This window comes from Streptomyces sp. WM6386 (genome assembly GCF_000972385.1).
Lineage (GTDB): Bacteria > Actinomycetota > Actinomycetes > Streptomycetales > Streptomycetaceae > Streptomyces.
The window spans coordinates 20,955-34,068 of the sequence record NZ_JXTE01000093.1 but is presented as its reverse complement, the minus strand read 5'-3'; the positions used below and the strand labels follow the sequence as shown (position 1 = coordinate 34,068).

Genomic DNA, 13,114 nt, shown 5'->3' with positions numbered 1-13,114 from the left:
CCCGGTGATCTGAACCATGCGGCGAAGGGGTAGGAAACTGTGGAAGCGATCGGCCACGCGTTGTCCATCGCCGGGTCGATGACCTGGGAGGTCACCTGGGCGCTGATCCTCGGTTTCGCCCTGTCGGCCGTGGTGCAGGCGGTGGTGCGCCGGTCGACGGTCGTGCGGCTGCTGGGCGACGACCGGCCGCGCACACTCGCCCTGTCGGCCGGACTCGGGGCGGCCTCGTCGTCCTGCTCGTACGCGGCTGTGGCGCTGGCCCGTTCGTTGTTCCGCAAGGGCGCGAACTTCACGGCGGCGATGGCGTTCGAGATCGCTTCCACCAACATGGTGGTGGAGCTCGGCGTGATCCTCGCGCTGTTGATGGGCTGGCAGTTCACGGCCGCCGAGTTCGCAGGCGGGCCGGTCATGATTGTCGTACTCGCTGTGCTGTTCCGCCTCTTCCTGCGCGAGGGGCTGCTGAACCGGGCACGGGAGCAGGCCGAGCACGGGATCGCGGGATCGATGGAGGGCCACGCAGCGATGGACATGTCGGTGCAGGCGAAGGGCGGCTTCGCCCGACGCCTGTTTTCCCGTGACGGCTTCACGTCCGTGTCGCACATCTTCGTCATGGAGTGGGCCGCGATTGTGCGGGATCTGGTGGTCGGGCTGCTGATCGCCGGGGCGATCGCCGCCTGGGTGCCGGACGACTTCTGGCGCGCGTTCTTCCTGGAGGAGCATCCGCTCGCTGCCAAGCTCATCGGACCTCTCATCGGCCCGCTGGTGGCGGTCGCCACGTTCGTCTGCTCGATCGGCAACGTGCCGCTGGCCGTGGTGCTGTGGAAGGGCGGTATCAGCTTCGGCGGCGTGATCGCCTTCATCTTCGCGGACCTGCTGATCCTGCCGATCCTGAACATCTACCGGAAGTACTACGGTGCCCGGATGGCCGTCTTCCTGCTGGTCACCTTCTTCGCCGCGATGGCCGTGGCCGGATACGCCGTCGAATTCGCCTTCGGCGGGCTGGGACTGATTCCCGACCCGGCCGATGCCACGATCCCCGAGGAGGGGATCACCTGGAACTACACGACCTGGCTCAACATCGTCTTCCTGCTGCTGGCCGCGAGTCTGCTCGCACGGTTCTGGCGCACCGGCGGCCCGGCCATGCTGCGGATGATGGGCGGCTCACCCGAAGCCGGCGAACAGGGGCACGCGCACTCCCATACCCGCCATGGACACAACCACTGAGCCCACCTCTCTCCCCTCGGCATGAGAAGAGACCCGGGGCGGATACTTCGTCGTGCCGGGCGCGCCGCCGGGCAGGGCTCCTGCCGGGCCGACCAGCTCTTCAGACAGGACCGCTCCAGTCGAACGGGAAGTGTTTGCTCGACTTCCCCGAGCGTTCCCAGGAGAAGCCGAATGCGTCGGCGCGGTCGACGGTGGCCCGTCCCCAGGTGGCGACCTGGCCGGGCCCGACCTCGGCGCCCGGGGCGTTGTGGACCTGGACGCGTGCGCCATCCGGCGTCGTCGGGCCGGTGAGTGCCTCGGCGGTGGCCGTGACCTTGCCGGGAATCTCGGCTCGCCAGGTGGCGAGGTCCTCGTCGATCTCGACGTGGATGGGGGCGAAGTCCATGCCGCGCACCTCGGGGTGGAACATGGCCCCGAACTGCGCAGGCCATCCGCCCGCCTCACCGCCGAAGATGGCTCCGAGTGCACCGCGCTGCTGCTCGTCGGCGCGTTCGTCGAGGAAGACCGCGGCGTACGCGTCGGTGTGCGTGCCGGCCCAGACGTTGCCCACGAAGACGCCGAGCATCAGGACGTTGAGACCGCCGAGCCGCACGTCGCCGAAGCTGCCTTCCCGAATGTGCCACACCAGCACGCCTTCGCAGTCGCCGTAGGTCGGGGGCTGCGCGAACGTGCAGGGGCACGGTATGGCGCACTTGCACACATCGAACCAATCACCGGCCAGGTGCCAGCGCGTACCGGTGGTGACCTGCTCTGTCATCTCGCTTCCCTCCTGCCGAGCCCCGTGGAGGAGCTCACTCGGAGTCGCGAGACCGCGTATCCCGAGCCCGCACCCGGGATGGCGAGGCGGCCTCCCTTCCAGCTTGCACCTCACGTACCGGTAGGGAAACCCCGACGTCGAGGCGGGCGCCTTCTCCGACAACGCGGTCCAGGCGGAGGGCCTGCGTGGGAACAAGCTCACAGCCGGGCAGAAGAAGAGACTGCTGGGCATCGTAGGGCGTTCGTGGGGCGGGTGAAGGCCGACGCGGCGAAGGTGTGGATGTCGGAGGTCCGCAAGCACCTCGACGACACGTACGTAACGGGGCGGGCGGCATCGCCGACGACTTCGCCTTCTACGTCCGCGTCCACAGCTCCGTCGTCCGGGTCGACGCCGACTGCCAGGCCCCGGGTCCGCTGCGCGACGCGTACGGCGGCACGTCCGGTGGCCCACCCAGATGCATGTCCACTCCATCATCCGCACCCCCAACGGCAACGACTACGGAAAGGGAGCGCCTTCGACAGCACTATCTGACGTCACCACACCACCAGTGACGTAGTCGAGCTAAGCAGCTTGGATGAAGCTGGTGTTGCCTGTCGGATCCGGTCGCGTTGCCGCTGCATCGCCCGGGTCGACGGCGGCGCCGATGGCCTCGGTGCTGGTCTGGGCGCGCTGTAGGTAGTCCTGGTACTTCGCCTGGCGCCAGACCAGCTCGATGTCGTTCAACTCCGGGCTGTATGGCGGCAGATAGAACAGTTCCACCCCGATCTTCGCCAGCTGGCGTCGGCGCCCCTTGAACGCCTTGGCCACGTGCGCCGAGGCGTTGTCGAGCACGACCCTGCACGGCTTGCGGCGCTCCCAGGGGAGCATGACATCGGCGCCGAGGCCGTCGGCGGCCAGGTCCAGCACGGCCGCGCCGCCGCCCAGGCCCGCCAGCCGCACGCAGACGAACTCCAGCAGCACGCCGGCATCGATCTTGCCGCTGGTGTGCTGTCAGAGAAGGTCGGTGGCGCTGCCGACGACGTGGGCGCCGAGCACGTTGACCCGACGGTTTCTGGTGTCCTCGCGTGGGACCACCACCCGTTGCCCGATCCTCGACCAGGTGTAGCCGGTGGGCATCGTCGGAGCGAACCCGGACTCGTCCAGGAAGATCAGGTCGCGTTGTCCGGCGTCGGCGGCCTGCCGCAAGGCCGCAAGTCCTCCAGCTCGGCCCGGGCGGCCTGCTGGAGGACGGGATCGGCCTGGTGCCGGATGCTGTCGCGGGCGCGTTTCCAGCGGAACCCGTCACGGCGCAGCAGTTCCCACAGCCAGTACGCGGAGATCTCCACGCCCCGCTCGTCGCGGAGCCAGTCGCGCAGGGGCCGGGGCGAGGATGAACTCGACCTGGCGGGGCGTGGCCAGCGCGGAGCCAGTCGCGCAGGGCCGGGGCGGTCCAGACCGTTGACGCATCACGGACGTGACCCGATCCCTGGCCTTCGCCGACCTCGAGTGCACCCGCATCTGCCGCCAAGGGCGCACCGGGTGAGGTGACCTCTGAGTGTGCTGCCCTGGCCGCTCCTGGCGTCACCGCGGATGTGGACGTGGCCAGGAACGCCGCACCGATCAGGGCCAGTGGGGAACGGGATGTCGCCTGGTGGGCGCTGGTCTGGTGATGGTTGTTCATGGCCGACTCCAAACTGGACGCATCGTGCTGGTCGTGACGGACAGCGACAGCTTGCCCTGGAAGGGTTCGGCGGCTCCCGGCGCTGACGATCGGCTTGGCCGCCGGCCGTCACCTCGAGAGCTCTCACCCCCGATGAACAGGACTCCAGGTATGCGGCACGTCTGAGGGCTGGAGTCCTGCTCCCGGTGGCTGTTCAGCCGCAGCGCCTGCCGGAGTTGATGCAGGTGACGGCTTGGTCCATCAGCCGGGGGCTCATGACCTCGATGAAGTCGTCGTGGTCGGTGACCGCCTTGTGACCCTGCCCTATGAAGCCGTCAACGGCGTAGTTGGGGCCGGAGGGCACCTTGTAGACCAGTCGCATGGTCAGTTGCGGGATGGCCACGAAACCGGCCGGGCAGACGCCGGTGTCAGGGTCGGTGAAGGCGACGTGGCTGCGGTGGTTGGCGCTGTCGATGTTCCTGCCGTCCCAGCAGCTCTGGAAGCGGAACTTGCGCACCACCTTGCTGCCCTTCGGGCACAGCGGGTACATGTCCGTCAGCTCGACCTTGTTCTCGAAACCGGTGCAGGTCCAGCGGGAGTTGGCGTTGGCGACGCCGTTGGTGGCCGCCTTGGCGTCGCCGGTGATGATCCGCAGGAACTGCGGCATCGCCACGACCTTCCCGGTGAGGCTGCCCTTGTACGTGACGGAGACGGAGCGCGGGACCAGAATGGCGCCGACGTTGCCCTCCTTTCCTCCGCCGAGGGCGGAGTCCGCGTCGGGGCCCGTCTTGGTCAGGTCGCGCAGGACTGGCCAGTAGTAGGCCGACTGGTCGCCGTTGGTGCAGGTGGTGTCCTGGCGGATGAGCGACTCGTTGGTGGAGGCGGCGCTCACGTCCTTGTTGCCGATGTAGTCGTGGACGTGGTGGGCTCCGTTGAGGACGCCCGGGGCGACGATGTCGTTGTCCGAGTTGTGCTGTCCCCGCTGGTTGGTGCCGCAGCGAGAGGCGAAGGTCCCGGTGGAGGCCCCGGCTTGGGCGGGCGCCTGCCTGATGTTGGGGGCCACCTTGGTGATGTCGACGAAGTCGGAGGTGAGGGGACCGTCGACCCGGGCGACGCCGCCGTTCTGTGGCGAGCCGTTGGCGCCTGGGGTGGCGGAGGCGGATGCCGTCGGGCTGGTGACGGCCTTCGAGAGACTGCAGGGTGCGAGGGCTTCCAGGCCGGTGGGCTTGTCGGCGACGCGGCCGATCGCGATGGCTATGCGGTCCAGGGTGGCGACCCGCTTGTCCTTGAGCGGGCCCAGGATGGCGTTGTTGATGAAGTTCGGGCCGCCCTGACCCTGGGTGCCGGCGATCCTGGTGTTCGCCTCGGTGATCTGCGCCTCGAGTAGTGCGAGATTCCGGTCGACCTCCGCCTTCGCCTGCGAGGGGATCGCCGGCAGCCGATCCTGGACGTCTGGGCAGCTGACGGTCTGGGAGGGGGCGGAGAGGGTGGTTGCTTTGGGGACGGTGTTCGTGGCGTTCGCCGCGGCGTTGACGGCCACCAGCCCGCCTCCACCCGCCAGCAGAGCCAAGGCCACGATGATGCTGTTGCGTCGGCCCTTGCCACGCCGGTGATCTGCTCGCATGAGCACTCCATTTCTTGAGATCGGTACAACCAGGCAGACATGTCGCGGTTCCGCGAACTTTTCTCGATCTCACCCGGGACCAGCACCAGAGTGATCTGAGTGGCGATCAGCAGCAGCTGCTTCCCGGATGCGTCAGCGATGCGTAAGGAAATCCGCCACTGAGGCTGCGGGCCCGCGGACGCCGGACGATCGTCGCTGGGCTCGCTGTGACGGTCGTGCCCGTCAGACGGCGGCGATGCCTTCCATGCCGGACTCGTCGAAGGCGGGCAGGCCGCCGGCCGTCGTGACCTTGGTGAGGGCGCCGTTGGCCTCGACGCGGAAGCCGTCAACGGTGCCGGAGACGGCGTTCTGGACGTAGACGAATTTCTCGTCCTCGGTCACGGCGAGGTCGATCACGCCCTGCGAGCTGGCTGAGGGCGGGGTGGCGATACCCACCTCGTTGGTCAGGGCCAGCTTGCCGTGCTTGTTCATGCGGTAGCCGGTGACGGTGGAGTTGCCGGTGTTGCCGCCGTAGAAGTAGTCGCCCGCACGTTCCAGCCAGCACAGGGTCTCCTGGCCGCTGGCCAGGGGCTGTTGCAGAACCTTCAGTTTGCCGTCGTGCTTCACCTGGTACGTCGTGACGGTGGACTTCTCGGCCTCGGCGACCAGCATCCGCTTCCCGGTCCTGTCGAAACTGATCGCGAACGGGACGCCGCCGGCCGATTTGTTGACGACGGGTTCGGTGACAGCCGGCAGGCCGTTGTGTTTCATCGGGAAGACCTCGACGGTGTTGCTGGACTTGGTGGTGACGACCAGGCTGCGGCCGTCCGGGGCGAACTCGACCTCGCCGGGCGAGCTGGAGAAGAGCGGGATGTCCTCGTTGTCCAGGCCCAGGGAACGGTAGGACCCATGCAGCGGCTTGAGTCCCTTCCTGGTGATCTTGAAGCCCTGGATGCTGCCCTCGCCGTCCGCGTTCATGACGTACGCGACCTTGCCGTGCACCGTGATACTGGCCGGGAACTTGCCGCCGGAGTCAACGACGTGCCGGTCCTTGAGCTGTTGCCCTTCGACGCGGAAGGAGGTCACCGTGCCGCTGCCCGCGTTGACGGCCAGCAGCATGCCCGACGCGTCGTCGTAGACGAGTGAGCCCTGGGAGGCGAGCGAGTCAGTGGGCGCGTCGACCTGGTCACCGCCCTTGCCGCCGGTCGTGTAGGTCCCCGAGGGACTCAACTTGCCGTCGTCGGCCCGCGCGAACACATGGATGGTGTTGCCGTCCGGTTCGTTGCCCTGGACGAAGACGGCGCGGTCGGCCCCGGCGGTGCTCCCGGAGTACTGGCCGGCCGAGGCCACGGTCACGGCCACGGTGACCGCTGCCGCGGAGGCGAGGGCCCCGCCGCCGATCACGATGCGCCGTGTCCTGGACTTCGTCCGGTGACCGCCGCGTGTGCCGGCGGGCCGGCTCGTGCGACGGTGCTCCTTGCGGCTGCTGTGCATGTTCACGTCCCGTTCGTCTGTGCCTGCGTCGTGCCGTCCACGGCTGTGGACGGCACCAGAGTGGACAGTGGGAACGGTGTGCCGATGAGGAACGTGGGTCGCGTCAGACTCTCGTAAGAGACTCCTGGTGGCGGAGTGACAGAACTTCCTGCGGAAAGCAGGCAACGGACCCAGCGAGTGCCCTTGACCTCTTGGCAGAGCACGGACGAGCGGGGAAAGAGTCTTACGGAGCCCTTACACGGCCGTATCGGATGACCTCACGCGCCTACGCTCGCAGGCGTGTTGACCATCCGAAGTATTGCCCTCGTCACTGCCGCCCCCTTGCGCTGGCCGCAGTGGGCTTGGCGCATCCACACGGGCCGTCCAGGTCGACGGCCTCGGACTGGACGCAGTTGCACATCGCGCTGTTGCAGGTCTTTCCGCTGCTCACGGTCGGCCTCCTGGTCCCCCTGTGGCATCGGCCCCGACTCGGTCTCGCGGGCATCGCCACCGTGATGGCCTGGGCGTGCGCCTTCGTCTACGCGGCCTACTGCACAGGGCTCGACGCGGTCGCGGGTATCGCGGCCGGGACCGCGGTTGAGCACGTCGGCGAGACAGCGAGCATCGGGCCGGTCAAGCGCCCGCTCTATGACACGGGTGAGGCGCTCGGGCAGGCCGGCGCCTACGCCCTCATCGGCGCCATCACGGCCACGGCGGTCGCGCTGTTCCCGAAGTGCGGCACCCGAATCGTTCCCGGAACGGTGGTGCTCCTCGCAGCCGGCTGGTCCTTCGTCGACAGCCACATCTTCTGGCCATGCGGCGTATGGACGATGCTCGGCTTCGCCCTGGGCTTCGCGCTGCTCGCCTGGGGGACCGGGAAGAGCGCCCCACCGGCGAAGCCGGCATCCCTCCCCGCCGCCAAGCGGGCGATCACGGGACTGGAGGGTGACTGCCACCATCGAATCGTCGCCTGAAAGAAGCCGCAAAAGATGCTCTCACCTGCATCGCTGCGCCCCGCGGCCGCCCTGCGGTTCCCCGACCACTGCACGGAGTCGGCTTCGTCGCTCTCCCTCAACGCGCCCGGGAGGGGGACAACCGTGCATGCCGTCCGAAACGGGTCCCAATCGACGGCTGTGCAGGTTCGTGGTGCATGGCGTCAGCAGCGCCGAACGCAGATCGATGCCTCGAACGTGGGGATCTCGGAGGTGCCATGAATTGGCTGGATCCCCGAAGCGTTGTGTAGTTCGCCTCGGTCTTGAGTGAGGCAGCCTTCACGCGCTGCCACGTGGTCAGCACCGGTCCCCGCGAGAGCCCCGCCTCCCTAAGCAGGGGCCGATCGCCCCTGTCCGGCCGGACCTCACCGACGATCATGCGATCCGGCCATCAGACTCAGGCCCGCATCGCGGAGTCGGTGAACACTGAGCCTCGGACAAGCCGCAACAGCCGACGAGGTCCGCATCAGTCTCTCCCAGCTCAACGTCGTCGTTCGCCGCCCCGGGGGCCAGCTGCCCCTGACCCGCATCGACAGCGCGAGGAACTGGATCGGCTACCACCTCGTCGCCCGCCTGGCCCTGCACACATATTTCCTGCGCGAGCGCAGGCCCGTGCCGCGTTTCCTGATGCTGGATCAGCCCACCCAGGCGTTCTTCCCCGAGAAGATCCGCGACGCCACCACTGTGGAAGACGCCGACTGGGCGGCCGACACCAGCTACTTCAAGCTGCTGCACGACGTCGCTGAGGAAGCCGGCGGAGGCCTGCAGAATCGTGTGCGACAACGCCAACCTGCCCGAAAAGTGGTTCCAGGACGCCATCGTCGAAAACTGGCGTCCCAGGACGACCGACGCAGAGCGCTGATTCCCGTCGACTGTGGGCTCGTGACTCGGTGTCGGAGAGGCCGTTGCCCACCTCCAGCATGTCCGGGTCGTTCCAGGCACCGGGGTGGGAGAAGCCCGCCCAGCCGAGCTGGGCGTCCAGGATGCTCATCACGGAGTTCCAGTTGGCCTGGATGTCGCCGGTGGTGCGCCACGAGTTGCCGGTGAGCGGGCCCCAGTTGCCGACTTGGTCGTTGCCCCAGTTGCAGAGGGCGAACAGGATGGGGCGGCCTGTCCTGGCGAGAGCGTCGCGCATGGCGGTGCAGCGATCCTGCCCGCTGTGGCCCTGGTGGTCACCGCAGTTGTCGTACTTGAGACAGTCGATGCCCCAGGACGCCCACACGTTGGCGTCCCGCTGCTCGTTGCCGAGGCCGGCGGGGTAACCGGCGCAGGTGGTCAGTCCGGCCGACGAGTAGATGCCGAGCATCAGCCCCTTGCCGTGCACGTAGTCGGCGACTGCCTTCATGCCGTTTGGGAACCTCACGGGATCCGCGACCAGATTGGGGGTCACACCCGGAACGCTGGGCCGGCCGGACGTCCACGCACCGCCGTCCGGGCCGGACGTCAGCGTTTCGTCATGAGTCGCACGCCCTCCACCAGGGGTTCCCCGGCCTACGGTCGGACCATGCGAGACGATCCACGGCTCCCGACCACCCCCGGCTTCTGGCGCAGCCCCCTGCGCGGCCCCTGGTTCACGTCCGTCCTCGGCGTCGTCCTGCTCGTCGGCATCACGGTGCTGTTCGTGACGGGCCTGGTCTCGTACGCCGCCTACAACCCGGGCCTGTCACCGGTGAACGACAAGACGCCGGACAAGGGAATCCTCGGCTTCTACCTCTTCGCCTGGCCGACGGACCCCCACTGGCTGTACCGCCTCAACCAGGGCGTCCACGTCACCTTGGGCATCACCCTGATCCCCGTTCTGCTGGCCAAGCTGTGGTCGGTGGTGCCCAGACTGTTCGTGCTGCCACCGGCCCGCTCCCTCGTCCACGCCCTGGAGCGGATCTCCCTGCTGCTGCTCGTCGGCGGCGGGCTGTTCGAGTTCGTGACCGGTGTGTTCAACGTCCAGCTGAACTACGTCTTCCCGGGCTCCTTCTACCCGCTGCACTTCTACGGCGCCTGGGTGTTCTTCGCGGCCTTCGTGGCCCACGCGCTGTTGAAGACGCCCATCGCGTTGCGCAATCTGCGGCACGCGCGGGAGGAACGGAACGACCTGGTGTCGCCGCGCCCGGCCGAAACGTGTGGTTCGTCGGGGGCGGCTCGCTGCTGCTGTTCGCCACGACGGTGGGGCAGAACTTCGACGTCCTGCGCCGCACCGCCCTCCTCGCCCCGCACGGCGGGGCCGAGCCCGGCGGCGGTCCGAACGGCTTCCAGATCAACAAGACCGCGGCGTACGCCGGGATCGACGCGGCGGAGACGGGCAGGGACGCCTGGCGGCTCGTCGTAGTGGGACGGACCGGCACCGTCCGCCTCAGCCGCGCACAGCTTGCCGGACTCCCGCTGCACAGCTCGGCGTTGCCCATCGCCTGCGTCGAGGGCTGGTCGACGTCGGACCAGTGGTGGCGTGGGGTGCGGCTGCGTGACCTCGCCGCACTCGTCGGGTACGAGGACGACCCGCCGGACGTCCTCGTCGAGTCCCTCCAGAGGCACGGGGGGCACGGGGCCTTCCGCCACGCGGCCCTGCGCGCCAACCAGGTCGCCGACCCGCGTTCCCTGCTCGCTCTGTACGTCAACGGCGAAGAGCTGTCCCTCGACCACGGCTATCCCGCCCGCGTGATCGTGCCCGCCGCACCCGGCGTGCTGAACACCAAGTGGGTGGCCCGTATGACGTTCGGAGATCTGTGATGCTTCCGCGTGTTCCGATCGGCAGCCCTCTGCAACTGCTGCTGCTCGCCTGCTCGTTCGCCCTCGCCGGCTACGCGGGCGTACGGCTGCTCGCGGACGACTGGTTCGGCGTGGCGCTGTGGATCGTGGGGGCGGCGCTGCTGCACGACCTTGTGCTGCTGCCCCTGTACGCGGGGGCGGACCGGGCGCTCGTACGCGGTCTCGGCGCGGTCGGCCGCCGGGGTCGGGTGATGTACGTCCGGGTCCCGGCCGCGCTGTCCGGTCTGCTTCTGCTCGTGTGGTTCCCGCTGATCAGCGGGATGGTGGACCGCCGTTACCGGCTCGCGACGGGGCTGTCTGCGGACGGCTTTCTCGCCCGTTGGCTGCTGATCACCGCCGCCTTGTTCGGCGGCTCGGCGCTGCTGCTTGCGCTGCGGCTGCGCAGGGCGGCGAAGCTTCGGCCGCCGGACGCCCAGTGACCGGCGCTCTCCCAGCCCCCGTAGCGGTGCAGGGCCGGGGTGCCGAGCCGTGCCCAGGGGAAGGGGGCGCCGACGGTGGCGTGCGCGTCGGTGATGTGGACGTGAACGCGTTCGTCGGCGTCGACCGGGGCGGTCTGGCCGATCATCTGCCGCATGAAGCCGCTCGGCTTCACCCTCGACGAGATGCGCGCTCTGCTGGAAGCCACCGGCCGCCTGGACTCGGGCGATGAACTGCCGCCCGAAAAGCGTGAGGAACTGCTGGAGCGGGTCCGCGGCTTCGAGGAGGTCGCCCGGCAACAGGTCGCCGATCTGCGCACCCAGTTCGTCCGGGCCGAGAAGTTCGCAGCAGCGCTGGCCGAACGTCTCCAGCGGACGTCAACGCTCTGAAGTCGGGGGCCGGCCCTGAGCCGCGCCACGGCACCCACGCGGCTCTTGTCGTGTGCTTCCCGCCTTGCGGGCGTGCACTGTCGGGAGCGGCGGCCTTCAGCTCCGGGTGCGAGGGCGTAGGACTACGCCCTCGATCAGCAGCGGGGCGACGAGGGCGCGATGGCGTCCAGTGTGCCGACCCGCGCGTTGCATCGTGCCGGCGGCGCCGATGACCGGGTCCTGGTCGGTCGGGTTGTTGTGGAGGCCGATCTCGTACCAGCCGTAGTGAACGACGTAGGCACCGACGATCACGCTCGCCGACTGCGTACGCGGTGCCACGGCGTGATGTGGCCGCGGGTGGACGCTGTGGAAGGCGGAGGGAGGATGTCGAGAAGCGGGGTGATCGGGCGGCGCGGTATGGGCCGGGGCGGGTGCCTACGGTTGCGTGACGTCAGCCCGAGTGGTCGGCGAGGCGCTCTGACGTGATACGGACCCCGGCAAGACGGATCAGGTCACGCGCGGGCGGAACACCGGCCATCGCGGGCGGGCGGGTCACATCCAATGGTCGGGGCCCGGGTCGCGGCCTTCGGCTCGTACGGTGAGGCGCTGCACGTAGTGCTTCCAGCCCTCCTCATGGGCGGCGCATGCCTCGGGCGAGGGCAGGCCGCGGTGGACCAGGCGCAGCAGGGTGCCGTCCGGGGTGGGCTCCAGGGTGATCTCCACGGTGGTGGAGCCGGGGGGCACGGGCATCGCGCCCTCGGCCCAGCCCCAGGTGAACACCAGTCGTTTGGGCGGGTCCAGTTCGACGAACCGGCCTTCGGCCACGTTCTCGCCGGTGACGTTGGTCCGATACGTGCCGCCGGGCGCGAACACGAACTCGCCCTCCTGGCCCATCCAGGACAGCCACTTGTCCCGGTCGGTGAAGAAGGAGAAGACGATCTCGGGGCGGGCGGCGATGTGCCGCTCGACCGTGACCACGCCGCCGCTCACTTCGCCGCTCACGCTCACGCGTCCGTTCCCTCCGCCCGTTCGGCGGCCTCGGCCAGTTCGGCGAGGGCGTCGAGCTTGGTGGCCCACATGGACTGCAGGTAGTCGGCCAGCGGGCCCATGGCCTCACGGTCCGCTCGGTAGAACCGTTTCTTGCCGTCCTGGCGCAGCGTAACCAGCCCGGAGTCCCTGAGCACCTTGAGGTGCTGGGAGACCGCGCCGAAGGTGACGTCGAACCGCTCGGCGATCTCGCCCGCCGACAGTTCCGCGTCCCAGACCAGTCGCAGAATCTCGCGCCGCCTGGGCTCGGCGACCGCCCGTACCGCATCCATGCAGGTCATTTTAGCCCCCACTGCAATTTGCCAAGTCGCCCAGAGTCATTTTAGTGTGAGCTAAAGCGAAAGATCCGGCACTCGCGTCGGATCCCCGACGAGAAGGACGTTCCATGGCTGACATCGCCCTGCAGATCCGCATCGCCGCCGACCCGGAGACCGTGTACCGCGCCCTCTCCACCCCCGAAGGCGTGGCCGGCTGGTTCACCACCGGAGCCGAGATCGGCGAGGGCGTCGGCGCCCTGCACCGGCTGTCGTTCCCTGGTGCGCCGATGACCTGGGAGTTCCGCATCGACGAGGCCGCGGCGGGCAAGCGCCTGGCGCAGACCGTGGTCGCGGGGCCGCCGCAGTGGATCGACACTGAGATCGTCTACGCGCTGGAGGCCGGTCCCGAGGGCGGCACGGTGGTCCGGTTCGACCACACCGGATTCGCCGAGATCGACGACATGTTCCGCGAGGTCACGATGGGCTGGGCCGGCATGTTCACCCGCCTGAAGGAGTACGTCGAGACCCGCACCCCGGCCCCGTACTTCACCCTCTGAGCTCTCCCCCCACCTGCAGA

Annotated in this window: 14 protein-coding genes and 3 pseudogenes; 7 read left to right on the top strand and 10 right to left on the bottom strand. The window is 68.7% G+C overall.

Features of this window, described 5'->3' with window-relative positions:
* Nucleotides 1–39 precede the first annotated feature (39 nt).
* On the top strand, nucleotides 40–1,224 hold the full coding sequence (locus TN53_RS36635; protein ID WP_046263137.1) for a permease: 1,185 nt from the start codon (nucleotides 40–42) through the stop codon (nucleotides 1,222–1,224).
* Between the two features lie 100 nt (nucleotides 1,225–1,324).
* Here the strand turns inward: TN53_RS36635 and TN53_RS36630 are convergent, their stop codons facing one another.
* The 6 genes from TN53_RS36630 to TN53_RS36610 all read right to left on the bottom strand — a co-directional run bounded on the left by TN53_RS36630 (nucleotide 1,325) and on the right by TN53_RS36610 (nucleotide 6,717).
* On the bottom strand, nucleotides 1,325–1,981 hold the full coding sequence (locus TN53_RS36630; protein WP_046263136.1) for a DUF1326 domain-containing protein: 657 nt from the start codon (nucleotides 1,979–1,981) through the stop codon (nucleotides 1,325–1,327).
* Nucleotides 1,982–2,542: 561 nt separating this feature from the next.
* Complete coding sequence (locus TN53_RS36625) at nucleotides 2,543–2,941, bottom strand: transposase (protein WP_052745378.1); 399 nt, start codon at nucleotides 2,939–2,941, stop codon at nucleotides 2,543–2,545.
* A gap of 30 nt (nucleotides 2,942–2,971) precedes the next feature.
* Complete coding sequence (locus tag TN53_RS36620; RefSeq protein WP_052745377.1) at nucleotides 2,972–3,166, bottom strand: transposase; 195 nt, start codon at nucleotides 3,164–3,166, stop codon at nucleotides 2,972–2,974.
* On the bottom strand, nucleotides 3,130–3,336 hold the full coding sequence (locus tag TN53_RS47585) for a winged helix-turn-helix domain-containing protein (RefSeq protein ID WP_267886596.1): 207 nt from the start codon (nucleotides 3,334–3,336) through the stop codon (nucleotides 3,130–3,132). Before TN53_RS47585 ends, TN53_RS36620 begins: the two co-directional genes overlap by 37 nt.
* A 498-nt stretch (nucleotides 3,337–3,834) precedes the next feature.
* Nucleotides 3,835–5,244 carry a DUF1996 domain-containing protein gene (locus TN53_RS36615; protein WP_046263135.1) on the bottom strand — a complete coding sequence of 470 codons (1,410 nt, stop codon included), beginning with the start codon at nucleotides 5,242–5,244 and terminating at the stop codon, nucleotides 3,835–3,837.
* 222 nt (nucleotides 5,245–5,466) lie between these two features.
* Nucleotides 5,467–6,717: a lactonase family protein gene (locus TN53_RS36610; RefSeq protein WP_095046926.1), complete on the bottom strand. Its 1,251-nt coding sequence runs from the start codon at nucleotides 6,715–6,717 to the stop codon at nucleotides 5,467–5,469.
* A 335-nt stretch (nucleotides 6,718–7,052) separates the two neighbouring features.
* On the opposite strand from TN53_RS36610, the gene TN53_RS36605 reads away from it, so the two are divergent.
* Nucleotides 7,053–7,670 carry a hypothetical protein gene (locus TN53_RS36605; RefSeq protein WP_234441787.1) on the top strand — a complete coding sequence of 206 codons (618 nt, stop codon included), beginning with the start codon at nucleotides 7,053–7,055 and terminating at the stop codon, nucleotides 7,668–7,670.
* Nucleotides 7,671–8,114: 444 nt separating this feature from the next.
* Nucleotides 8,115–8,396, top strand: a pseudogene (locus TN53_RS48665) (DUF3732 domain-containing protein); the annotation flags it as partial.
* Between the two features lie 13 nt (nucleotides 8,397–8,409).
* Here TN53_RS48665 and TN53_RS36600 read toward each other — a convergent pair.
* Nucleotides 8,410–9,078: a glycoside hydrolase family 27 protein gene (locus TN53_RS36600; protein WP_324609643.1), complete on the bottom strand. Its 669-nt coding sequence runs from the start codon at nucleotides 9,076–9,078 to the stop codon at nucleotides 8,410–8,412.
* Nucleotides 9,079–9,192: 114 nt separating this feature from the next.
* Here TN53_RS36600 and TN53_RS36595 point away from each other — a divergent pair.
* The 3 genes and pseudogenes from TN53_RS36595 to TN53_RS36585 form a co-directional block, all read left to right on the top strand.
* Nucleotides 9,193–10,409: pseudogene (locus TN53_RS36595) on the top strand (molybdopterin-dependent oxidoreductase).
* Nucleotides 10,409–10,867 (top strand): hypothetical protein, encoded by a 459-nt coding sequence (locus tag TN53_RS36590; protein WP_046263134.1) that lies wholly within the window; start codon nucleotides 10,409–10,411, stop codon nucleotides 10,865–10,867. Before TN53_RS36595 ends, TN53_RS36590 begins: the two are co-directional and overlap by 1 nt.
* A 141-nt stretch (nucleotides 10,868–11,008) precedes the next feature.
* Nucleotides 11,009–11,254 (top strand): annotated as a pseudogene (locus TN53_RS36585) (MerR family DNA-binding protein); the annotation flags it as partial.
* A 96-nt stretch (nucleotides 11,255–11,350) separates the two neighbouring features.
* On the opposite strand, the gene TN53_RS36580 reads toward TN53_RS36585, so the two are convergent.
* From TN53_RS36580 to TN53_RS36570, 3 genes are all read right to left on the bottom strand, one after another.
* Nucleotides 11,351–11,572 (bottom strand): hypothetical protein, encoded by a 222-nt coding sequence (locus tag TN53_RS36580; RefSeq protein WP_159038238.1) that lies wholly within the window; start codon nucleotides 11,570–11,572, stop codon nucleotides 11,351–11,353.
* Nucleotides 11,573–11,785: 213 nt separating this feature from the next.
* Nucleotides 11,786–12,235: an SRPBCC family protein gene (locus tag TN53_RS36575; protein WP_234441786.1), complete on the bottom strand. Its 450-nt coding sequence runs from the start codon at nucleotides 12,233–12,235 to the stop codon at nucleotides 11,786–11,788.
* Between the two features lie 2 nt (nucleotides 12,236–12,237).
* Nucleotides 12,238–12,552, bottom strand: a complete 315-nt coding sequence (locus TN53_RS36570) for an ArsR/SmtB family transcription factor (RefSeq protein ID WP_095046922.1) — start codon at nucleotides 12,550–12,552, stop codon at nucleotides 12,238–12,240.
* 113 nt (nucleotides 12,553–12,665) lie between these two features.
* Here TN53_RS36570 and TN53_RS36565 point away from each other — a divergent pair, with 113 nt between their 5' ends.
* The gene (locus TN53_RS36565; RefSeq protein WP_046263131.1) at nucleotides 12,666–13,094 is read left to right on the top strand and encodes an SRPBCC family protein; all 429 of its coding nucleotides are present in this window, start codon (nucleotides 12,666–12,668) and stop codon (nucleotides 13,092–13,094) included.
* The last annotated feature ends 20 nt before the right edge of the window (nucleotides 13,095–13,114 follow it).